At 66.7% G+C, this 19,341-nt stretch carries 20 protein-coding genes; 7 read left to right on the forward strand and 13 right to left on the reverse strand.

Annotation, left to right across the window (positions count from 1 at the left end; genetic code table 11):
* Positions 1-145: 145 nt before the first annotated feature.
* Positions 146-595, reverse strand: coding sequence for a hypothetical protein (locus tag HNE04_RS07005; protein WP_172217818.1), 450 nt, complete (start codon positions 593-595; stop codon positions 146-148).
* A 192-nt stretch (positions 596-787) separates the two neighbouring features.
* On the opposite strand from HNE04_RS07005, the gene HNE04_RS07010 reads away from it, so the two are divergent.
* Together HNE04_RS07010 and ettA are read left to right on the forward strand one after the other, a co-directional pair.
* Positions 788-2,980 carry a DUF1631 family protein gene (locus HNE04_RS07010; RefSeq protein ID WP_172217819.1) on the forward strand — a complete coding sequence of 731 codons (2,193 nt, stop codon included), beginning with the start codon at positions 788-790 and terminating at the stop codon, positions 2,978-2,980.
* Between the two features lie 475 nt (positions 2,981-3,455).
* A complete protein-coding gene (gene ettA / locus HNE04_RS07015) occupies positions 3,456-5,117 on the forward strand; it encodes an energy-dependent translational throttle protein EttA (RefSeq protein WP_172217820.1) in 1,662 nt (553 codons plus the stop codon).
* A 27-nt stretch (positions 5,118-5,144) separates the two neighbouring features.
* Here the strand turns inward: ettA and HNE04_RS07020 are convergent, their stop codons facing one another.
* Positions 5,145-5,657 (reverse strand): YidB family protein, encoded by a 513-nt coding sequence (locus HNE04_RS07020; protein ID WP_172217821.1) that lies wholly within the window; start codon positions 5,655-5,657, stop codon positions 5,145-5,147.
* Positions 5,658-5,736: 79 nt separating this feature from the next.
* On the opposite strand from HNE04_RS07020, the gene HNE04_RS07025 reads away from it, so the two are divergent.
* On the forward strand, positions 5,737-7,923 hold the full coding sequence (locus HNE04_RS07025) for a DUF1631 family protein (RefSeq protein WP_172217822.1): 2,187 nt from the start codon (positions 5,737-5,739) through the stop codon (positions 7,921-7,923).
* Here the strand turns inward: HNE04_RS07025 and HNE04_RS07030 are convergent.
* Genes HNE04_RS07030 through HNE04_RS07040 form a run of 3 tightly spaced genes read right to left on the reverse strand, consistent with a single transcriptional unit; the run spans position 7,920 to position 10,526 of the window.
* Positions 7,920-8,120, reverse strand: a complete 201-nt coding sequence (locus HNE04_RS07030) for a DUF3606 domain-containing protein (RefSeq protein WP_172217823.1) — start codon at positions 8,118-8,120, stop codon at positions 7,920-7,922. The two genes, HNE04_RS07025 and HNE04_RS07030, sit on opposite strands and share 4 nt — an antisense overlap.
* Positions 8,121-8,154: 34 nt before the next feature.
* Positions 8,155-9,528 (reverse strand): TAXI family TRAP transporter solute-binding subunit, encoded by a 1,374-nt coding sequence (locus HNE04_RS07035; protein WP_172217824.1) that lies wholly within the window; start codon positions 9,526-9,528, stop codon positions 8,155-8,157.
* An 11-nt stretch (positions 9,529-9,539) separates the two neighbouring features.
* Positions 9,540-10,526 carry a P1 family peptidase gene (locus HNE04_RS07040; RefSeq protein ID WP_172217825.1) on the reverse strand — a complete coding sequence of 329 codons (987 nt, stop codon included), beginning with the start codon at positions 10,524-10,526 and terminating at the stop codon, positions 9,540-9,542.
* 136 nt (positions 10,527-10,662) lie between these two features.
* On the opposite strand from HNE04_RS07040, the gene HNE04_RS07045 reads away from it, so the two are divergent.
* On the forward strand, positions 10,663-10,944 hold the full coding sequence (locus HNE04_RS07045) for a hypothetical protein (RefSeq protein ID WP_172217826.1): 282 nt from the start codon (positions 10,663-10,665) through the stop codon (positions 10,942-10,944).
* On the opposite strand, the gene HNE04_RS07050 is transcribed toward HNE04_RS07045, so the two are convergent.
* Positions 10,934-11,569 (reverse strand): cation transporter, encoded by a 636-nt coding sequence (locus HNE04_RS07050; protein ID WP_172217827.1) that lies wholly within the window; start codon positions 11,567-11,569, stop codon positions 10,934-10,936. The genes HNE04_RS07045 and HNE04_RS07050 overlap by 11 nt on opposite strands.
* Before the next feature lie 69 nt (positions 11,570-11,638).
* On the opposite strand from HNE04_RS07050, the gene HNE04_RS07055 reads away from it, so the two are divergent.
* Together HNE04_RS07055 and HNE04_RS07060 are read left to right on the forward strand one after the other, a co-directional pair.
* Positions 11,639-12,076 carry a Cd(II)/Pb(II)-responsive transcriptional regulator gene (locus tag HNE04_RS07055; RefSeq protein WP_172217828.1) on the forward strand — a complete coding sequence of 146 codons (438 nt, stop codon included), beginning with the start codon at positions 11,639-11,641 and terminating at the stop codon, positions 12,074-12,076.
* A complete protein-coding gene (locus tag HNE04_RS07060; protein WP_207717478.1) occupies positions 12,073-13,116 on the forward strand; it encodes a DMT family transporter in 1,044 nt (347 codons plus the stop codon). The genes HNE04_RS07055 and HNE04_RS07060 overlap by 4 nt, the downstream gene beginning before the upstream one ends.
* A gap of 6 nt (positions 13,117-13,122) precedes the next feature.
* Here HNE04_RS07060 and HNE04_RS07065 read toward each other — a convergent pair whose 3' ends face one another.
* Together HNE04_RS07065 and HNE04_RS07070 are read right to left on the reverse strand one after the other, a co-directional pair.
* Positions 13,123-14,268, reverse strand: a complete 1,146-nt coding sequence (locus HNE04_RS07065) for an MFS transporter (RefSeq protein ID WP_172217830.1) — start codon at positions 14,266-14,268, stop codon at positions 13,123-13,125.
* A gap of 10 nt (positions 14,269-14,278) precedes the next feature.
* Positions 14,279-15,244, reverse strand: a complete 966-nt coding sequence (locus HNE04_RS07070) for a glycerophosphodiester phosphodiesterase (protein WP_172217831.1) — start codon at positions 15,242-15,244, stop codon at positions 14,279-14,281.
* Positions 15,245-15,290: 46 nt separating this feature from the next.
* On the opposite strand from HNE04_RS07070, the gene HNE04_RS07075 reads away from it, so the two are divergent.
* On the forward strand, positions 15,291-15,653 hold the full coding sequence (locus tag HNE04_RS07075; RefSeq protein WP_172218122.1) for a DOPA 4,5-dioxygenase family protein: 363 nt from the start codon (positions 15,291-15,293) through the stop codon (positions 15,651-15,653).
* On the opposite strand, the gene HNE04_RS07080 is transcribed toward HNE04_RS07075, so the two are convergent.
* Genes HNE04_RS07080 through HNE04_RS07100 form a run of 5 tightly spaced genes read right to left on the reverse strand, consistent with a single transcriptional unit; the run spans position 15,650 to position 19,304 of the window.
* Positions 15,650-16,387, reverse strand: coding sequence for an amino acid ABC transporter ATP-binding protein (locus HNE04_RS07080; protein WP_172217832.1), 738 nt, complete (start codon positions 16,385-16,387; stop codon positions 15,650-15,652). The genes HNE04_RS07075 and HNE04_RS07080 overlap by 4 nt on opposite strands.
* Entirely contained in the window at positions 16,371-17,024 is a 654-nt protein-coding gene (locus HNE04_RS07085) for an amino acid ABC transporter permease (RefSeq protein ID WP_172217833.1), read from the reverse strand. Before HNE04_RS07085 ends, HNE04_RS07080 begins: the two co-directional genes overlap by 17 nt.
* A gap of 12 nt (positions 17,025-17,036) precedes the next feature.
* Positions 17,037-17,699 (reverse strand): amino acid ABC transporter permease, encoded by a 663-nt coding sequence (locus HNE04_RS07090; protein WP_172217834.1) that lies wholly within the window; start codon positions 17,697-17,699, stop codon positions 17,037-17,039.
* A 40-nt stretch (positions 17,700-17,739) separates the two neighbouring features.
* Positions 17,740-18,531 carry a transporter substrate-binding domain-containing protein gene (locus HNE04_RS07095; RefSeq protein ID WP_172217835.1) on the reverse strand — a complete coding sequence of 264 codons (792 nt, stop codon included), beginning with the start codon at positions 18,529-18,531 and terminating at the stop codon, positions 17,740-17,742.
* Positions 18,528-19,304: a GntR family transcriptional regulator gene (locus tag HNE04_RS07100; RefSeq protein WP_172217836.1), complete on the reverse strand. Its 777-nt coding sequence runs from the start codon at positions 19,302-19,304 to the stop codon at positions 18,528-18,530. Before HNE04_RS07100 ends, HNE04_RS07095 begins: the two co-directional genes overlap by 4 nt.
* Positions 19,305-19,341: the final 37 nt, after the last annotated feature.

Consider the following 19,341-nt stretch of genomic DNA (forward strand, 5'->3'; position numbering starts at 1 on the left):
GAGGTTCAAGGGTGGGAGCCTGCAAGCTTGCAAGAAGCCTGCGTCGTCCCCAGCGAAACGCTGAGGTTGCGGGCAACTGGAGTCCGCAACGACCCTATTGTCGCATGCTTGAGCGATTGCCGCTGAGAGTGAGCTGGGATGGCCCCTACGCCGCGGCCAATTCGCGCAGCTTGTTGAGCCGCAACGCCATGAGCGGCGTGCTTTTGAGGTGCTTGGACAGCAACTCGACCACGCCCGTGAGATCCTGCAGGGATTGCGCCTTCTCGATCTGCAGCTGGGCCTTGATGCGCGCCGTGAATCCCAGCTCGATCACCATGGACGTGGCCATTTCGACAATCGCCCGGTAGCGCTCTGCTTCGGTCAGCACGACCGGCCCGACCTTGACGCGCGGCGCTGCCTGCCTGGCTTCGAGCAAGCCGTGCGCGCACAGCTGGTCCAGCGCCGCCTTGAGGGTTTCGGCCGGCATCATTTCCAGCAGGTCGTCCTCCTGGCGGTCGCCATTGCACAGGATCAGCACCTGCCGCTGGGACGGGGTGAGAGTCAGGGCGCGGGCCTGGACTTCGAGGCGGCCGGCATCGGTTTTAACGTAAAGCATGTTGATCTCGGATCTGAATCTTTTGTCTCCCCGCGACAGCATGGTTACCGACTCTTACACCCGGTTGACAGCCGCCTCGGTACGAATACCGATCTGTCGCATTTGCCCCCGCGCCGCGCGGATGGCAGGTCAAAAAGCTGGCGTAGCTCAACCTTGGAGCTGATAATTGGCCTCGCTTACCCCCGTTCACCCATGGCCAACCTGCTGAAGCTTCGACTCGGCGTATCCGACGACCCGTCGGCCTTCCAGCCGTCACTCAATGACTGCCTGGAGGCCATGCTGAAGCAGGCCGACCTGCTGGTCCACGACATGCTCAGCGGGCTGGAAGCTGCCGCGGCGCCCGGCAATGCGCGCCGCATTCCCGGTTTCGAGCAAGCCGGCACCCAAATCGCCATCGAGGACATGGCCGCCAACGCCCAGTCGGTGGCGGCTACCTACCGCGGCGAGCTGACCCGCCTGGTTTACGAGGGCGGCGGCAAGGAACAGGCCCATGCCGAGGCGCTGAGGTTCGAAGACCTGCGCCTGTTCGAGGATGACGAGCTGGACCAAAGCATCGAGGTCGCCCGGGCCCAGCAGGAAGTGTCGCTGGCCGTGGACGACGTCCTGCCCACGCTGGATGCGCTGGTGAGCACGCTGCTGGGCTGGCGAACCATACAGCCCGGCCTCAACCCTGTTCGCCCCGAAGTCTTCGTGCGTGCGCTGCAATCCTGCCTGTCCCAGCATGTGCCGGACGCCTCGGTGCGCGACTTCCTGATAGCACCCGCTGCTGGCCTGCTGGGCGCCAATCTGCGCCGGCTCTACCGCGAGCTGTCGGACTGGCTGCGTTCCTGCGGCGTCGAGCCGGCCGTGCCGATCGGCGGCAGGGTGCACAAGGGCAGCGGCTCCAGTGGAAAGCCCGCTGCCGACTCGGTGTCCAAGACGCTGCTCACGCTGGACCGGCTGCGCAAGCTGCTGGCCGGCGATTTCGACAACAAGGCGCCAAGGCAGGATTTCCTCTACACCATGCCGGCGTCGATGGCCATGCTGCAGGAGATGAAGCAGGTCGACGCGCTGGTGAACAAGCTCGAGAAGCGGCCCAAGGCCCCCGCGGCACCGCCGCCGGCGGACATGCTGGCCCAGGCTCCCCCGGAACAGGACCAGGCGCTGCCCCGCCTGGGCTTGCAGCTCGGGCAAGAGGTGGTGCGGCTGATGTTCGATAACCTGGCGCAGGACAAGCGCCTCCTGCCCGAGTTCAAGCGCCAGCTCAAGACGATCGAGCCTGGAATGCTGCGGCTGGCCGAGCTGGACTCGCGGTTTTTCAGCGACCGCACCCACCCCGCGCGCCAGTTCCTGGACCGGATCACCCAGCGCAGCCTGGCCTTCACCAGCGAGAGCGATCCCGGCTGGCAGCGCTTCCAGGCCACCGTGGAAGATTCGGTGCGCTGGCTCACCAGCAAGGTCGTGGATGCCGATACCTTCGGCGAACTGATCGACCATCTGCAGACGCAATGGGCCGGTCAGGATGAGGGCCTGATGCAGCGCCGCGAAGAAGCGGCGCGGGCGCTGCTGCACGCGGAGCAGCGCAACCTGCTGGCGCAGAAGCTCGCCGCCGAGTTCATGCAGCAGATCGAAGGCCTGGAGGTGGCGGATTTCGTTTCCGATTTCCTGCGCAATTCATGGGCGCAGGTGGTGGCCGAGGCGCAGCTCAGCTGCGCCGACGGATCGGACGATCCGTATGGTTACCGGGCCATGGTCGATGACATGGTGTGGAGCATCCAGAAGAGCACCGCCACCCGTGGCCGGGCCCGCCGCCTGGTCCAGATGATCCCGGGCCTGCTGGCCAAGCTGCGCGAAGGCCTGGACCGCATCGAATACCCGCCCGAGCTCACGGCGCGCTTCTTCAACAACCTCATCGCCATCCACCGGGCGGCCGTGCACGAGGGCCGCGATGCCGTGAGCCAGGCCGCCGCGGATGCGGCGGAGGCCCAGGAATCGCAGTTCAGCGACAGCGCGGTCGACGCAGTGTGGCTGGACGAGCAGGAGGTCGCGGAATCGGGCTATGTCGCCGAGGAAGCGGTCGCGCCGGAGGAGCCGGCCAGTCCCGACGCGATGGAGGAGGAGCCGGCAGCGCAGGCTCGCGCGGGCGACATGAGGACCGGCACCTGGGTCGAGTTGCTGGTCAAGGACCAGTGGATCCGGGCGCAGCTCACCTGGGCCAGCCCGCACTCGACCCTGTTCATGTTCACCTCCCTGGCCGGATCGGCGCACTCGATGTCGCGCCGCACCCTGGATCGGCTGCGGGCGCAGGGCTCGATCAAGATCGTCGCCGAGCGCAACGTGGTCGACGAAGCGCTCGACAAAGTCGCCAAGGCAGCCCTGAGAAACAGCCTCGACGGCAAGGCCTGAGGCAGTGAGAGCGAAGCCCAAGGCACGCGGCAAAGGCGTGTCCGGGCAGGCCGCGTCGCATCGACAAGGCGGTCGGTGCCTTCGCACCGACTTCCCTGGGTTTGCTCGATTTCGCGGCCCGTCGCAGAACTCGCTGCGCGCCCTGAGGCCGCTTCGCTCAAACAGCTGCGACAAGTCAGAGCACGAAGCGCTGCGCGCGGCCACGAAATCGAGCAAACCCAGGCGCCTCGCAACGATGCGCCGCGGCTTGCCCAGACACGCCTTTGTAGAGAGGTGGTTGGTATTCGTCGCACCGCACGCCCACCACGTTGGCTCGCAGCGGAGTCGGCGCAAAGCGCCGACCGCCACAGTATGAGCCCCTGCCGGGTACCGCCTCCCGCGACGCGAAGCCAAAAAAGCCAGCCGGCAGGTTGCGATCCCTCATCCCGCCGATAATGGAGGGTTGCACCTGCAGTTTTCCTGAAAAGATATCCCCATGGCCCAGTACGTCTTCACCATGAATCGCGTCGGCAAGATCGTGCCGCCGAAACGACAAATCCTCAAGGACATTTCCCTGTCCTTCTTCCCCGGCGCCAAGATCGGCATGCTGGGCCTGAACGGCTCGGGCAAATCGACCCTGCTCAAGATCATGGCCGGCGTCGACAAGGAGTACGAGGGCGAAGCCACGCCCATGCCCGGCCTCAATATCGGCTACCTGCCACAGGAGCCCAAGCTCAACCCCGAGCACACCGTACGCGAGAGCGTCGAAGAGGCGATGGGCGAGGTGTTTGCCGCCAAGGCCAAGCTCGAGGACGTATATGCGGCCTACGCCGAGCCCGACGCCGACTTCGACGCGCTGGCCGCCGAACAGGCGCGCCTGGAAGCCATCATCGCCACGGCGGGCACCGACTCGGAGCACCAGCTCGAGATCGCCGCCGACGCCTTGCGTCTGCCGCCCTGGGAGGCCAAGATCGGCCTGCTCTCCGGCGGCGAAAAGCGCCGCGTGGCCCTGTGCCGCCTGCTGCTGTCCAAGCCCGACATGCTGCTGCTGGACGAGCCCACCAACCACCTGGACGCCGAAAGCGTGGAGTGGCTGGAAGTGTTCCTGACGCGTTTCTCCGGCACCGTGGTCGCCATCACCCACGACCGCTACTTCCTGGACAACGCCGCCGAATGGATCCTCGAACTGGATCGCGGCGTGGGCATTCCATGGAAGGGCAACTACAGCACCTGGCTGGAGCAGAAGGAAGCGCGCCTGGAGGCCGAACAGAAATCCGAAGACGCCCACATGAAGGCGATGAAAAAGGAGCTGGAGTGGGTGCGCCAGAACCCGAAGGCCCGCCAAGCCAAGAGCAAGTCGCGGCTGGCCCGGTTCGAGGAGCTGTCGGACTTCGAATACCAGAAGCGCAACGAAACCCAGGAAATCTTCATCCCCGTGGCCGAGCGCCTGGGCAATGAGGTCTTCGAATTCACGAACGTTACCAAGTCCTTCGGCGACCGGGTCCTGATCGACAACCTCAGCTTCAAGGTTCCGGCCGGCGCCATCGTCGGCATCATCGGGCCCAACGGCGCGGGCAAGTCCACGCTGTTCAAGCTGATCGCCGGCAAGGAAGCGCCGGACAGCGGCGAGGTGAAGATCGGCTCCACCGTGAAGATGGCCTTCGTGGACCAGCACCGCGACGAGCTGGCCAACAACAAGACCGTGTGGGAAGACATCTCCGGCGGGCTGGACATCCTGAACGTGGGCAAGTTCCAGATGGCCAGCCGCGCCTATGCGGGGCGTTTCAACTTCAACGGCGGCGACCAGCAAAAGCGTGTCGGCTCACTCTCGGGCGGCGAGCGCGGCCGCCTGCACCTGGCCAAGACCCTGATCGCCGGCGGCAACGTGCTGCTGCTGGACGAACCCTCGAACGACCTCGACGTGGAAACGCTGCGCGCGCTGGAAGACGCGCTGCTGGAATTCGCCGGCAGTGTCATGGTGATCAGCCACGATCGCTGGTTCCTGGACCGGATCGCCACGCACATCCTGGCCGCCGAGGGCGACAGCCAGTGGACCTTCTTCGACGGCAACTACCAGGAATACGAGGCCGACAAGCGCAAGCGCCTGGGCGAAGAGGGCGCCAAGCCCAAGCGCATGCGCTACAAAGCTCTTAAATAACGCAACTGTGTTGCGTTTTTAAGTGCCTCATGGCAGCGTGCTGGTCGTGAGGTGGCTCAATTCCTTTTCGATCTCGGAGAGTCCGCCGTCCAGTGCGTCGTCGGCCTCCGGGGGCACCTGGCCCTCGGGCGACAGCTGATCGACCATCTCCGGCAGGATCTCGGCGAAACCATCGGCCACCTCCTGCTCAGGCACGCCAAGCTGGCGCGCCAAGCGGGACAGCTCCTCGCGGCCAACCACGTTGTCCACGGCGTCAGCTTGCAGCGACTGGTTTACCCCGGTGGACACCCATGAGTCGGCTTGCTGGCCGAAACCTTTTTGCTTGAAGCGATCGAGCACTGCGCCGATGCCGCCGTTGCGCTGCACCCACTGCATGGCAAAGGGCAGCAGCATGGCCAGCAGCATGCCGCGCTTGCCGCCGGCCAAGCCGCCCAACCCCGTGCCGCCCGTACCGCCGCGGAACGGCCCGCTGCGCCCGCGCCCGCGCATGGCGCTCGCGAAAATACCGCCCAGGATCTGGCCCAAAAGAGGATTTGCCACAGAAATACTCCCATTGATCAATGATGGGGCCAGCTTAAACTCGGGCTGACACAGCAGTTCGTAGGCCAAGGGAGCATCCATGTCGACCGCACCGGAGAAAACTTCCTACCAGGCGCTCTACCGTGCCTGCATGAAGGAGGCGGCCGCCCAAGGCAAGACCCTGATGCAGCGCCTGGTAGTGCGGGCCGGTGAATCCATGCCGCGCCGCGCCGCGCTGGCGCCGGACGACCATGAGCGAAAGCTCCTGACCGATGCGGTGCGCATCCTCATGAAGCATGAAGCCACGCTCTGCGAAGCCTATCCCCAGGCTTTGCTCGCGGAATTCGCCCAGGCCATAGCCGGCGATACGCGCAAGGCGGGCGCGCTGAGCTTCGATTCGCTGGAACTCATGGGTGACGAGCAGATGCGCGAAAGCGTGGAGCTGATGCGCCTGCAACAGGCTGTGGCGTTGCAAGTCGACGGCGAACTGGCCGAGCTCAACGCGCTCATCTGCTCGGTCCAGGGTTTGCGGACGGTGCAGGTGGAGCGCAACCCCTTGCGGCCGGAAGTGTATGTCCGAAGCCTGCGCAGCGTCGTCCTGCAAAGCCCGGTGGGGGCCGCTGTGCGCGCCCGCTGGATGCTCGACCTGGGCGAGGCCCTGGGGCCTGAGCTCGCCCGGGCCTATGCCGAACTTTCCCAGACCCTGCGGTCGCAGGGGGTGGTGGAAGCGCGCTTCAACGCCATCCCCGCGCCTGAGAGCGCTGCCCCTGCCGGAGCCCGGGCCACGCCGGCCGGCGCCTCGACGCACGCCAGCGCCTTGCTCAACCTGAAAGAGCTGAGGCGCTTGCTCTCCGGCGGCACCGAGGAGGCCGCCCCGGCGGATGCCGGTGGCAGGCAGCAACCCGACTTCTCGATGACGGTCCCCGCCGCGTTCGAAGCGCTGCAGGACATGAGGCAGGTCGACCAGGTGATGAAGCGGCTGCGGCAACGCCGTGCCGAAGGCGGCGTTACCCAGGACGAGGCGCGCAACCCGACGCAGGCGCTCGGCCTGGAAGTGGTCAATCTCATGGTCGAGAACATCGCCCAGGATCCGCGGCTCTTGCCGCCGGTGCAGCAGACCGTGCGCGATCTCGAGCCGGCCTTGCTCCGGTTGGCCTTGGGCGACCCGCGCTTTTTCAGCGACCGCAAGCATCCGGCGCGCCGACTGCTGGAGCAGATGACGCAGCGCAGCTTGGCTTGGCAATCCGTGGACGCGCCGGGCTTCGCCGGTTTCATCGAGCCCTTGCAGCAGGCCGTGGAGGTGCTGCTGTCAACTCGCATTGCGGGCGCCGAGCCCTTCGACTTCGCGCTGAAAACGCTGGAGGAAGCCTGGGGCGATGAACAGCAGCGCGACCGGCGGTATCGCCAGAAGGCCGTGCGCGCCTTGCTGCAGGCCGAGCAACGCAACCTGCTGGCCGAGAAGATCGCGCGGGAGATTCGCTACCGCCCCGACATGGCGGGCGTGCCTCGCGAGGTGGCCGTTTTCGTCACCGGGCCCTGGTCGCAGGTGATGGCCCAGGCGCGCCTGGCCGATGAAAGCGGCGGCAACGATCCGGACGGGTATGCCGCGCTGGTAGCAGACCTGGTCTGGAGCGCGCAGCCGCGGTTGGCTGCCGGCAACACCGCGCGGCTGGCAAAGCTGGCGCCCGCACTGGTCGAACAACTGCGCCATGGCTTGGCGATCATCGACTATCCCGCCCCTTCGACGCAGCGCTTCCTGGACTACCTGGCGGGCGCCCATCGGCAGGCAGTGGAGATGGCGGCGCGGCCCGCGCCCTTGTCCACGAGCATGACGCGTGAGGAGCTGGAGGCCATGCTGGGCACCGATGAAGACGAGGGCCCCGGTCCCTGGCTGGCGCCGACCGAGGCGCAGCATTCCGGCTTCATGGAAACGCACCTGCCTACGGCTCCCCGAGCGATATTCCAGGAGACCGAGCCCGGGTTTGGCGACACCCGCCCCACCTCCGGCGAGTTGGCGCCGACGCTGCCCGAAGCGGGCTTCGAGCCGGGCGCCTGGGTGGAAATGATGCTGGATGGGGGCTGGGCACGCTACCAGGTGACATGGGCCAGCCCGCACGGCACGCTGTTCATGTTCTCCAGCGCCGCCGGCAAGCCCCATTCGATGACGCGGCGCCTGCTGGGCAAGATGCTGCAAGGCGGCACGTTGCGCATGATCTCGGGCCGGGCCGTGGTGGACGGCGCCCTCGACGCGGTGGCGCAGGCCGCACTGCGCAACAGCCTCGACTAGTTGCCCGAAGGCCGGTCGCTCTTGGCCGACAGGTGCTCCCGCACCTTGCCGGCGCGGTCGCCCACGGCGGCAACCGCTTCCTTGACGCGCTTCTCGCTGGCGTTGAAGTGCTTCGCCCAGGCGCACAACTCGTATTCGTGGTGGATATCGATGCGATCCTGATCGCGGGCCATGGGCTGCGTCTTGTTGTCCGGCATGCTTCTAGCTCCCGTGGAGAACGAAAAGCTCATGCTAGGCAGGGCTGCCGCGCGCACTTGTAGGACGGTGCGCGATTCGCGTACCCGAGATTTCCGCCAGCTTGCGCCGAACCAGGTTGATGTTGTTGCGCAATGCATAAAGCTCATCGGCATACGACAGCGGCACGCTGATACGACCGGCCTTGTCTTCCAGGGCGTCCAGTTCCTGCGCCAGCTGCGCCGAGTCGGCGTCCGGTGCCTGCATCTCGTTCTCGATCGCGCGCAGCTGGCCGTACCAGCGGAACACGCGCGAACGGATGCGGAACTCGTACAGCGGCGGCACGATCCGCGACAGCGGCAGCAGGATGGCGATGATGATGCCCAGTGCCAGCCACATGCGCTCTACCAGGTTGGCCAGCCAGAACGGCAGGTACCGCTGCAAAAAGGGCTGGCCGCCCTTGATGGCGCGCTCGGCTTCCCGGGAGACCGGGTACTCGCTGTGCTCGGTGGTCGGGAAGGTGCCTGCCCGATTGAACCAGCCCGCCGGGCTGTGCAGGTCGCGCGCCGCCTGCGTGAACAGCTGCAACAAGGCGGGATGGGTTTGCTCGCGCGTGAGCAGGGACGTGGTGGTGGCGACCAGGCGCAGGTCATTGGCCGGCAGATCGCGCGCCAGGTCCACCACGCCACGCGGCAGCACGACCGGCGTGAGGAACGGAAACCGCCGGGAATAGGCTTCGCTCTGCGCGAAATCCATCAGCTTGACGCCCGGTGTCTGGAGCAGCATCTGCACCATCAGCGATTCCGGCGCCGAGGCGAAAACCACCGCATCGATCTCGCCGCCCAGGAAAGCCACCGTGGCAGGCGTTTGTTCGAGCTGCAAGAGGGTCACGCGCTTGATGTCGATGTTGTTGGCCTCGAACAGTTTCTCCATCAGGCGCGGCACGCCGCTGCCGGCAGTGCCGACGTTCAGGCGCAGGCCCTGCAGTTGTGTGAGCGCAGACAGACTGGCGGTGGCCGTCACCTTGCGCGCGGAGTCCTCGCGGTAGAACAGCCACACGGGTTCGACGAACAGGCTGCCCAGCGATTCCAGCCCGCTTTCCTCGGTGGTCGCGCGCTCGTTGCTGCCGCCTTGCACAAAGCCCAGGTCTGCCTTGCCTTCGCGCAGCAGCCGCAGGTTGTCGGAAGAGCCCTGGCTTGGCAGCAGCACGACCTCGGTGCCGTTGACTCTCAGCGCTTTCTGGTAGCGCTTGCCGAATTCGTCATACGCGCTCTGCGCCGGCCCGGTGGCGAGCGTCACGCGCTTGGGCGGTGTCGGATCCAGCCACACGTAGGCCAGCACCAGCAGTGCGACCGCCACGATCGCAAAGGGGCCGGCGGAGATGAGGAGGTCGCGGATGGAAAGCAAGGTGTAGCGGATGGCCTTGGGCATGTGTGGCTTCATTACAGGTCGGCCGCCGCGGGCAGGTACAGCTTGCCCGCCGTGATGCTTCGCGCGGCTCGCACCGCACGCACCACAGCCAGCGCCACGACTTCGGCCGCCATGGTGCCCAGCACCATCATGCCGGGGGATTTGCCGGCGCGGCCCGTGCCCAGGGCGAACAGGGTATCGCCGTCGGACATGGTGTGGACCGGGTTGATGCTGCGCGCCAGGCCGTCATGGCCCATGGTCGCGAGGCGCGAGGCCTGGGCCTTGGTGATGACGGCGTCGGTCGCGATGACGCCGATGGTGGTGTTCGTTCCGGCCAGCAGCGGCTTGGGCGCCTCGCCGCGCAAGAGGGCGCGCCGCGTATCGACCAAGGCCTTGCCGTCGGTGGTGCGGGCGCCCGCGATCGGCAGGCCCGACTGCGGGTCGATCACGTCACCCAAGGCGTTGCAGGCGATCAGCGCGCCGACCGTGACGCCATCGACGGTGACTGACGCCGTGCCTATGCCGCCCTTCATGGCGCGTTCTATGCCGAAGATCTTGCCGACGACGGCGCCCGCACCGGCACCGACATTGCCCTCGGCCGGCGCGCTGGCCGATGCCGACTCGCAGGCGCCGTAGCCGGCGGCCGCGTCCGGGCGGATGGTGGCGTCGCCCACCAGCAAATCGAACAGCACCGCGCCCGGCACGATGGGCAGGAGCACCGGCCCGACGGGAAACCCAACGCCTTGCTCCTCGAGCCAACGCACGACGCCGGTGGCGGCATCGAGGCCCCACGCGCTGCCGCCGGCGAGCAGGATGCCGTGCACCCGGTCGACCAGGTTGGTGGGCGCCAGCAGGTCGGTCTCACGCGTGCCGGGCGCGGCGCCGCGCACGTCCACACCCGCGATAGCACCCTCGCGGGCGATGACCACGGTGCAACCAGTCGGTCGCCTCGGGTCGGTGAAGTGCCCGACTTCGATGCCGGCAACGTCGGTAATAGCAGAGCGGTCCATGGATTTCATTATCCATGGCGGGCGCAGGAAACGTCCTACAGCGGATGCGGCGCTTTCGCCGACAGCTAAGCAGTGCCGAGCTTTCTACAGTGGACGTTCGCCGGCGCCGCTGGCGATTTTTTCGACATGCCCGAGAGGAAGCACCATGAATAGCGAAACAAGCGACAGCATCACCAGCATGAACGGACCCAGCGGTTCCACCAGCCTGAACGGCGTCGGCAACGAGGGCACGGTCCGCCGTGTCGCCCAGAAAGCCCACGAAGCCGTGGACAAACTCGAGCAGACGCTCGGCTCCAGCAGCGAGAAGGTCATGAGCTGGCAACACGAATACGGCGACATGGCCCGCGAGCATGTCCGGGCCAATCCGCTGGCGGTCGTGGCCGGGGCCTTCGCCATCGGCTGGCTTTTGGCCAAGATCACGCGCTAAAACCCGAACCGGCCAACTCGCGCCGCGCCTGGCGCATCACCGACCAGCCGGCGGTGATGGCCAGGCAGGCCATCACGGCAGCCACCGCCAGGTCGGGCCAGGCGGTGGCGGTGCCGAAGACACCCAGAGCGGCCAGCATCACTGCGACATTGCCTATCGCATCGTTGCGGGTGCACAGCCAGACGCCGCGCATGTTGGCATCCCCCTCCCGGAACGCATAGAGCAATGCCGTCACACCCAGGTTGGCGGCGAGCGCCAGCGCGCCCACCAGTCCCATGGTGAGCGGCTCGGGCACGACGCCCTGGCTTGCGGACCACAGGGCCTTGCCGATGACGATCACACCGAAGCCCAGCATGCTGGCCGCCTTGACCAACGCCGCCCGCGAGCGCCACGCGACGCCCAGGCTCAGCACCGCCAGCGTCAGTCCATAGTTGGCCGCGTCGCCGAAAAAGTCGATGGCATCGGCCAGCAGCGACACCGAACCCGAACTCAATCCGGCCGCGATCTCGACCCCGAACATCAGGGCATTCACCAGCAGGGCGATCCACAGCACGCGGCGGTAATCGGGCGGCGGGGGTCCATTGGAGGTTTTTTGTGGCTCGTGGTGACAGCAGTGGGCGGACATGTTTTCCTTTCCTTCGGGTGAATTGGAAACCCTGGAGCCACTCCAGTGTCAATTGCCTATGATGGAGCCATGAAGATCAGCGACCTCAGCCGTGCCACCGGCGTCGACGTGGAAACCATCCGCTACTACGAAAAAGCCGGCCTGTTGCCCGCGCCCGCGCGCGAGGCGAACGGATACCGTAGTTACAGCGCGCCGCACCTGGAGCGCCTGGCCTTCGTGCGCCATTGCCGCGCGCTGGACATGCCGCTGGCCGACGTGAAGCGCCTGCTCGATTTCGTCGGTGGCGCGCGCGACGAGCGCGGCGACATCGATGCGCTGATCGCCGGGCAGTTGCTGCGGGTGCGCGCGCGCCTCAAGAGCCTCCGGGCGATGGAGCGCCAGCTCACGGCATTGCGCGACAGCTGCGACGCCGACCATGCTACGCACGAGTGCGGCATCCTCCACGAGCTGGTAGCCGCCGCGCACGGCGAGGCCTGCGCATGCCACGCCGAGGGACCGATGCGATGAAGCTGCCGCGCGGCGTGTGGGCCAGCCTGGCGGCCGCGCTGTTGTTCGGCGCCGGCACGCCGCTGGCCAAGCTGTTGCTGGCGCAGGCCAGCCCATGGCTGTTAGCCGCGCTTCTCTACCTGGGTTCGGGAATCGGCCTGGCCTTGATGCGGCGGATCCAGGCCAAGCCACCGGTGCGACTGGTTGCCGGCGAGGCCAAGTGGCTGGCCGGCGCGGTGCTGGCCGGCGGCGTGGCCGGGCCGGTGCTGCTGATGCTGGGATTGGCCGCCATGCCGGCCTCGTCGGCCTCGCTACTGCTCAATGCCGAAGCGGTGTTCACGGCGCTGCTGGCCTGGTTCGTGTTCAAGGAAAACGTCAACCCCCGCGTTGCGCTGGGCATGGGCGCCATCGTAGCCGGCGGGCTGCTGCTGGCCTGGCCGGGCCAGATGAATTGGCCGGGCTGGCAACCTGCGCTGTTCGTGGTGGCCGCATGCTTCGCCTGGGCCGTGGACAACAACCTGACGCGCAAGGTCTCGCTGGCGGATGCCTCATGGATCGCGATGGTCAAAGGGCTGGCCGCGGGCGCGACCAACCTGGCGCTGGCATGGGTCCTGGGTGCTTCGTGGCCCGCGCTGCCGGTGGTGCTGGCGGCGGGGCTGGTCGGCTTCGCCAGCTACGGCGCCAGCCTGGCACTCTTCATCGTGGGCTTGCGCGAACTGGGGACTGCGCGCACCGGCGCCTACTTTTCCGTGGCGCCGTTCTTCGGCGCGCTGCTGGCCATCGTGCTATTGGGCGAGCCGGTCACGGCTGCATTGCTCCTGGCCGGCGCGCTGATGGCTATCGGCGTGGCGCTGCATCTATCGGAGCGGCACGTGCACTGGCATGCGCACGAGGCCATGGAGCACACGCACGAGCATGTGCATGGCGGCGACGTCCATCACGACCACGCGCATGTGCCGCCCGTGCCGCCGGGAACTCGCCACAGCCATGCGCACCGCCACCAGCCGCTGGTTCACAGCCACCCGCATTTTCCCGACGCGCACCACCGGCACGACCACTGACAGTGGTCAGGCCGTCACCAGCCTGGCGCGCCGGTCGAACCACAAGGTGCTCAAGGCGACGAGGGCGAAAGGCACGCCCACCCACGAAAGCTTGTCGAAGCCCAGCACGCCGATGAATGCGCCGCTGATGATCGCGCCCAGGGCCGTGCCGGTGTACAGCATCGAACCGTTCAGGCTCATCAGAAGCGGCGCCTGGGCCGGAGCCAGTGTGGCCAGCAAGACCTGCTGCGGCGACATCATGCCGAAGCCGGCCACGCCCCACACGACGAACACCAGCATCATGAGCGTGTAGTTGCCGCGCGCGAGGGGCACGAGCACCATCATGGCCGCCAGCACCCCCAACTGGACGCGCAAGGTGCGCACCGCGCCGAAGCGGTCCACCGCCCGCCCGCCGATGATGGTTCCGCCCACACCGGACAGCCCGAACATCACGAGCGTGAAGGACAGCTGGCCGGGCGTCATGGGATTGAGCGCCAGCAGCACCGGGCCCGCGTATGAGAAGACGCTGAAGATGGCGATGAAGTACAGCAGGGTGCGAATCCACACCCGCACGATCGGCCATTGGCGAATGGCCGCAGCCATGCCGGCAAAGCTGGCCCCGGGCGCGGCGATGTGGCGCGGCAGCAGCGCCCACAAGACGATCCACACCGCGCCGCAAGCGCCCGCCACCAGCCACACCGGCACCTGCCAGCCATAGGTGAGGCCCAGCCACGCGCCGAGCGGCACACCCAGCGCATAGCTCAGGCTCATGCCCAGAAAGGTGAGCGAGAGCGCGCGGCCCCGCCGCTCCGGTGGCACCAGCGCGACCGCCACGCCCGCGGCCAGCGCCGTGAACACCGAGCCCACGCCCATGAGTACGCGCCCCATCAGCAATACCGGGAACGAGGGCGCGGATGCCGACAGCACGCAGCCGGCGGCAAACAGCGCCAGCGCCAGCAGCATGGCGCGCTTGCGCGGCCAGCTGCCGGTGGCCAGCAGGAACAAAGGCGCCAGGCACGCCGACGTCAGCGCATAGGCGGTCATCACCTGGCCCGCAGCCGCGACGCTGATATCGAGCGAAGCGGCCAGCGGCTGCAGGATGCCGGTCAGCACGAAGGCGCCGGTGCCGATGACCAGGTTGGTCAGGGCGAACAGGTAGAGGATGGCGGGCATGGTTCGTCTGTCAGCGCCTGGCCATCACGGGCTTGGGCAGCGGCAGCCCGCGCGCTTGCATCGCGCTGCGCAGGCGGTCGGGGTAGTCGGTGATGATGCCGTCCACGCCCCAGGCGATCAGCCTTTCCATGTCAGCGGGATTGTTGATGGTCCAGGGGATCACCTTGAGCCCGAGAGCCTGTGCTTCCTTCAGCAGCGCCTCCGTGAGCGCGCCGCCGTTGGGCGACCACACGGTTCCGCCGGCAGCTTTGACCAGCCTGGGCACGCTGCCATGCTCGTCGATCTTGAAGCCCGCGGTCCAGGTGCCGTCCCGCACGTTGTCGTTGTTGGCAGTCTGGACCGTGAGGTACACGGTCGGGATCGCCGGCGCGATCCGCTGTACCAGCTGCAAGGTGCGCCAGTCGAAGCTCTGGATGGCGACGCGTTGCGTCATGCCGGCATCCTGAATCACCTTGAGGAGCGCGCCGGTCATCGCCTCGGGGCTCACGGCTTCCTCCGGCTGGCCGGGGTTGATCTTGGTTTCGATGTTGAAGCGCACGTCGCCGGCGCCCAGCGACTTCACGCGGTCGAACAGCGATGCCAGCGTGGGCACGCGCGTTCCGTCGCGCGCCTGCTGCGCGTCGAACGTCCTGGCGTAAGGCGTTTCCGGGTTGATGCGGCCTACGTCGTAGGCTTGCAGCTGCGCCAGTGTCAGCGTCTTGATCAGTGGGCCTTTGCTGCCCGGCAGCCATTGGCCGCCGGCATCTCGGGCGGTCGCTGGGTTGAGGTAGGGATCGTGATGGATCACCACCACTCCGTCGGCCGTGACTCCGATATCCAGCTCGAGTGTCGTCACCCCGAGTTCCAGCGCCCGCTCGAAGGCCGGAAGGGTGTTCTCGGGGGCCAGGCCGCGGGCGCCGCGGTGGCCCTGGAGGTCGAAGGCGGCGGACGAAAAAGCAACGGCCGCGCCGAAGCACAGGAGGAGGGCTTTCAACATGATGCCGGCGATGGTACCGTGGGGCACCGAATTCTGCTTTCACCCCATGCCGCGCCGCCCCGAGAACCTTCACAAGGCCTACCACGCCCACGTTTACTTCGGCCCGGAGACCGTCGACCAGGCGCGGGCATTGGTGGCCGAGGCCGGCAAGCACTTGAACGTCCAGGTCGGGCGGGTGCACGAGAAGCTGGTCGGTCCGCATCCGGCCTGGAGTTGCCAGCTGGCCTTCAGCGCAGCCGAATTCGACAAAGTCATCCCCTGGCTGGACGAGCATCGCGGCGATCTCGATGTGTTCGTGCACGGTTTGACCGGCGACGACCTGGCCGACCACACGACCCATGCGTACTGGCTGGGCAACGATTGGCCGTTGCATCTCGAGATGTTCCAGCGCGGCCGCGACCCGTCCTAGTCGTTCAACGAAGACAGGAACTGTTTGAGCTCGGGCGTCTGCGGATTGCCGAACAGCTGTTGCGGCGGGCCCATCTCGTGCACGCGGCCCTCGTGCATGAAGATGACGCGGTCGCTGACCTTGCGCGCGAAGTTCATCTCGTGCGTCACCATCAGCAAGGTCATGCCGTCTTCGGCCAGGGTTTCGACAACGCGCAGCACCTCGCCGACCAGCTCGGGGTCCAACGCGCTGGTGATCTCGTCGCACAGCAATACCGCCGGCTCCATCGCCAGCGCGCGGGCTATCGCAACGCGCTGCTGCTGGCCCCCGGACAGCTGATCGGGCATGGCGTCGAACTTCTCGGCCAGGCCCACGCGAGCCAGCAGCTTCTTCGCCAGTTCCGTGGCCGCGGCGCCGTCCTTCTTTTTGACCAGCGTGGGCGCCAGCATGATGTTCCTTCCCACCGTCAGGTGCGGGAACAGGTTGAAGCTCTGGAAGATCATGCCCACATGCTGGCGCAGTTCGCGCATGGCGGAGGCGCTGTCGTGAAGCAGGGGCTTGCCGTCGACAGCGAGTGCGCCGTGCTGGAAAACCTCCAGCCCGTTGATGCATCGCAGCAGCGTGCTCTTGCCCGAGCCGCTCTTGCCGATGATGGCGATCACCTCGCCGCTCTGAACGGCGAGGTCGATGCCCTTGAGCACCTCGTTCGCACCGAACGACTTTCGCAAGCCGGTGATTTCAACGACGGTTGTCATTCATCCTCCTCTCGAGCTTTCTTGCATACAGGCTGATGGGAAAGCACAGCGCGAAATAGAGCAGGGCGACGCAGCTGTACACCACGAAGGGCTTGAAGGTGGCGTTGCTGATCATGGTGCTGGCCTTGGTCAGTTCGACGAAGCCGATCACCGAGGCGAGGGCCGTGCCCTTGATCACCTGGACCAGGAAACCCACGGTCGGCGCGATCGCGATGCGGCTGGCCTGCGGCAACACCACATGGCGCAGTTGCTCGCCGAAGTTCATGGCCAGGCTTTGCGCCGCCTCCCATTGGCCCTTGGGGATGGCAGCCACGCAGCCGCGCCAGATCTCGGTGAGAAAGGCACTGGTGTAGAGCGTAAGCGCCAGCGCCGCGGCCACCCAGGGCGAGGTATTGATGCCGAACAAGGCAATGCCGAAGTAGGCCAGGAACAGCTGCATCAACAGCGGTGTGCCCTGGAACAGCTGCACGTAGCCGGCCACCAGCTTCTGGGCCCAGGGTGCGGGCGTGAGACGCACGACCAGCAGGGCCAGCCCGACGAGGCCGCCGCCGATGAAGGCGATCAGCGACAGCACGAAGGTCCAGCGCGCCGCCAGCAGGAGGTTGCGCAGGATGTCCCAGAGAGAGAACTCAACCATGGTGCTTGCCGATCACCGGCCGAACAGGAAGCGCGGGCCCAGCCAGTTGAGCAGCCTGCGCAGGCCCATGGCCAGCAGCAGGTAGATGCCGGTGGCGACGATGAAGGCTTCGAACGCGCGAAAGTTGCGGCTCTGGATCAGGTTGGCGGCGTAGCTCAGCTCCTCGGTCGAGATCTGGCCGCACACCGCCGAGCCCAGCATCACGATGATGATCTGGCTGGTCAGGGCCGGCCAGACCTTGCGCAAGGCGGGCGGCAATACCACCCGAAGGAAGATCTGCGCCCGTGTCATCGCCAGACTCAACGCCGCCTCGATCTGGCCCCTGGGCGTCGCCTCGATGCCGGCGCGGATGATTTCCGTGGCATAGGCGCCCAGGTTCACCACCATCGCGATGATCGACGCGGTCTCCGGCGACAACCGCACGCCGGCGGCGGGCAGGCCGAAGAAGATGAAGAACAGCTGCACGATGAAAGGCGTGTTGCGGATCAGCTCCACGTAGGCCCCCACCAGCACCCGTAGCCAGGCCGCTCCGTGGCTGCGCGCCCAGGCGCACGCCACGCCGACCAGCACGCCGACGACAGCCGAGATGGCGGTGAGCGCCAGCGTCCAGGCCACGCCCTTGAGCAGCAGGGGCCACTGGGCCAGGACGGCGGGAAAGTCGAAAGTGACGTTCATGTTTGGGCTGTCATGCCGGACTCGATCCGGCATCCACGCGTCAGTTCGGCAGGTCGCCCGCGGGCCGGCCCAGCCACTTCACGGACATCTTGTCGATGTCGCCGCTCTTCTTCGCCTCGGCGATGATCTCGTTGACCTTCAGGCGCAGCTTGTCCTCGCCCTTGGCCACGCCGATGAAGTTAGGGCTTTCCTTGAGCAGCAGCTTGAACTCCGCGCCCAACTGCGGATTTTTGGCCATCATGTTGCCCGCGACCGACGCGCCCGTGGCGATCAACTGGGTCTGGCCCGAGACGAAGGCCGCGACGGTGCCGTTGTTGTCCTCGAAGCGCTTGATGTCCGTTCCCGCCGGGGCGACCTTGGTCAGCTCCTGGTCTTCGATCGCGCCGCGCGTGACGGCCACGGACTTGCCCGCCAGGTCGGCAAAGCCTTTCACGCTCGTGCTCTTGGGGGCGAAGACCGCCTGGAAGAACGGCGAATAGGCGGCGGTGAAGTCGATCACCTTCTCGCGCTCCGGATTCTTGCCCAGGGTCGAAATCACCAGGTCGGCCTTGCGCGTCTGCAGGTAGGCGATGCGGTTGGCGCTGGTCACCGGCGCCAGTTCCACGGCGACCCCGAGCTTGGCGCCGATGTAGTTGGCCATGTCGATGTCCAGGCCCTGCGGCTTGAGGTCGATGCCGACGAAGCCATACGGCGGGAAGTCGGTGGGGATGGCGATGGTGATCTTCTTGTTCTTCAGGACATTGTCCAGCGCGGCCTGGGCTTGGGCGCCAGTCGCGGCCAACAGCCCGGCCATGGCCAGGCCCAGGGCGAAATTGCGTTTGCTCGGTGTCATAACAGGGCTCCTAGGTAGGTTGACGAATCGTCGGAGGGTGAGGCCGGTTTGCGGCCGGTTTTGCGCGGGCTTGTATGCAAGTCTTGTGCCGATCCCTTGCCGGCCTTGGCTACCGGCGCCAGGGCGTCGCGCAGTTTGGCCAGCGGGTCGCTGGTGGCGTGCAGTTTCAAGGCTGCCTGTACCGAGCCCAGGTGCTGGGCCATCAGCTTTTCGGCCAGCGCCAGCTTGCCCTGCTCGAGCGCGGCAACGATCTGCACATGCTCCTCGCAAGACTGTGCGGCGTCGTGCGAGGACTGGTACAGCATCGCGATCAGGATGGTACGGGCGGTGAAGTCGCGCAGGGTGTCGGCCAGCAGGCTGTTGCCCAGGCATTCGGCCAGGCAGACATGAAAATCTCCCAGCAGGAAGCTGCGCGCGCCAACGTCATTGCCCTTGATCGCGGCCTTCTCCCGGCTCAGGTGCGCCTTGAGCTGGCGGATGCCGGTCTTGTCCACCGACTTGACGCTGCGAATCAGGCCGAGCTCGATCACGCGGCGCGCCTCGAAAGCCTCGCGGGCCTCGTCCTGGGACGGTTCCACCACGTACCAGCCGCGGCGCGCGCTCACGGTGACGATGCCGCGGGCGGCGAGCCGCATCAGCGCCTCGCGCACGATCGTGCGGCTGCAGTCGAACAGCATGGCCAGCTGCTGCTCGCCCAGGCGCGAGCCGGGTGCGAGCTTTTGCGCCATGACGGCTTCGAGGATTCGGTCGCTGATGTCGGAGGAAGTAGCCATTGGTGGCGAGGTACAAGCAGTTCCCGTGCCACTGGTA

It is taken from the genome of Caenimonas soli, assembly GCF_013155545.1.
In the GTDB taxonomy this organism is placed as follows: domain Bacteria; phylum Pseudomonadota; class Gammaproteobacteria; order Burkholderiales; family Burkholderiaceae_C; genus Ramlibacter; species Ramlibacter soli.

What these genes read in the sequence shown, in the direction of transcription:
- HNE04_RS07050 (WP_172217827.1), bottom strand. Translation starts at nt 11,569, where the DNA reads ATGTCCGCCCACTGCTGTCACCACGAGCCACAAAAAACCTCCAATGGA.
- HNE04_RS07080 (WP_172217832.1), bottom strand. Translation starts at nt 16,387, where the DNA reads ATGACAACCGTCGTTGAAATCACCGGCTTGCGAAAGTCGTTCGGTGCG.
- HNE04_RS07075 (WP_172218122.1), top strand. Translation starts at nt 15,291, where the DNA reads ATGCCGCGCCGCCCCGAGAACCTTCACAAGGCCTACCACGCCCACGTT.
- HNE04_RS07065 (WP_172217830.1), bottom strand. Translation starts at nt 14,268, where the DNA reads ATGCCCGCCATCCTCTACCTGTTCGCCCTGACCAACCTGGTCATCGGC.
- HNE04_RS07045 (WP_172217826.1), top strand. Translation starts at nt 10,663, where the DNA reads ATGAATAGCGAAACAAGCGACAGCATCACCAGCATGAACGGACCCAGC.
- ettA (WP_172217820.1), top strand. Translation starts at nt 3,456, where the DNA reads ATGGCCCAGTACGTCTTCACCATGAATCGCGTCGGCAAGATCGTGCCG.
- HNE04_RS07055 (WP_172217828.1), top strand. Translation starts at nt 11,639, where the DNA reads ATGAAGATCAGCGACCTCAGCCGTGCCACCGGCGTCGACGTGGAAACC.
- HNE04_RS07005 (WP_172217818.1), bottom strand. Translation starts at nt 595, where the DNA reads ATGCTTTACGTTAAAACCGATGCCGGCCGCCTCGAAGTCCAGGCCCGC.
- HNE04_RS07090 (WP_172217834.1), bottom strand. Translation starts at nt 17,699, where the DNA reads ATGAACGTCACTTTCGACTTTCCCGCCGTCCTGGCCCAGTGGCCCCTG.
- HNE04_RS07025 (WP_172217822.1), top strand. Translation starts at nt 5,737, where the DNA reads ATGTCGACCGCACCGGAGAAAACTTCCTACCAGGCGCTCTACCGTGCC.
- HNE04_RS07035 (WP_172217824.1), bottom strand. Translation starts at nt 9,528, where the DNA reads ATGCCCAAGGCCATCCGCTACACCTTGCTTTCCATCCGCGACCTCCTC.
- HNE04_RS07100 (WP_172217836.1), bottom strand. Translation starts at nt 19,304, where the DNA reads ATGGCTACTTCCTCCGACATCAGCGACCGAATCCTCGAAGCCGTCATG.
- HNE04_RS07040 (WP_172217825.1), bottom strand. Translation starts at nt 10,526, where the DNA reads ATGAAATCCATGGACCGCTCTGCTATTACCGACGTTGCCGGCATCGAA.
- HNE04_RS07070 (WP_172217831.1), bottom strand. Translation starts at nt 15,244, where the DNA reads ATGTTGAAAGCCCTCCTCCTGTGCTTCGGCGCGGCCGTTGCTTTTTCG.
- HNE04_RS07095 (WP_172217835.1), bottom strand. Translation starts at nt 18,531, where the DNA reads ATGACACCGAGCAAACGCAATTTCGCCCTGGGCCTGGCCATGGCCGGG.
- HNE04_RS07010 (WP_172217819.1), top strand. Translation starts at nt 788, where the DNA reads ATGGCCAACCTGCTGAAGCTTCGACTCGGCGTATCCGACGACCCGTCG.
- HNE04_RS07060 (WP_207717478.1), top strand. Translation starts at nt 12,073, where the DNA reads ATGAAGCTGCCGCGCGGCGTGTGGGCCAGCCTGGCGGCCGCGCTGTTG.
- HNE04_RS07085 (WP_172217833.1), bottom strand. Translation starts at nt 17,024, where the DNA reads ATGGTTGAGTTCTCTCTCTGGGACATCCTGCGCAACCTCCTGCTGGCG.
- HNE04_RS07030 (WP_172217823.1), bottom strand. Translation starts at nt 8,120, where the DNA reads ATGCCGGACAACAAGACGCAGCCCATGGCCCGCGATCAGGATCGCATC.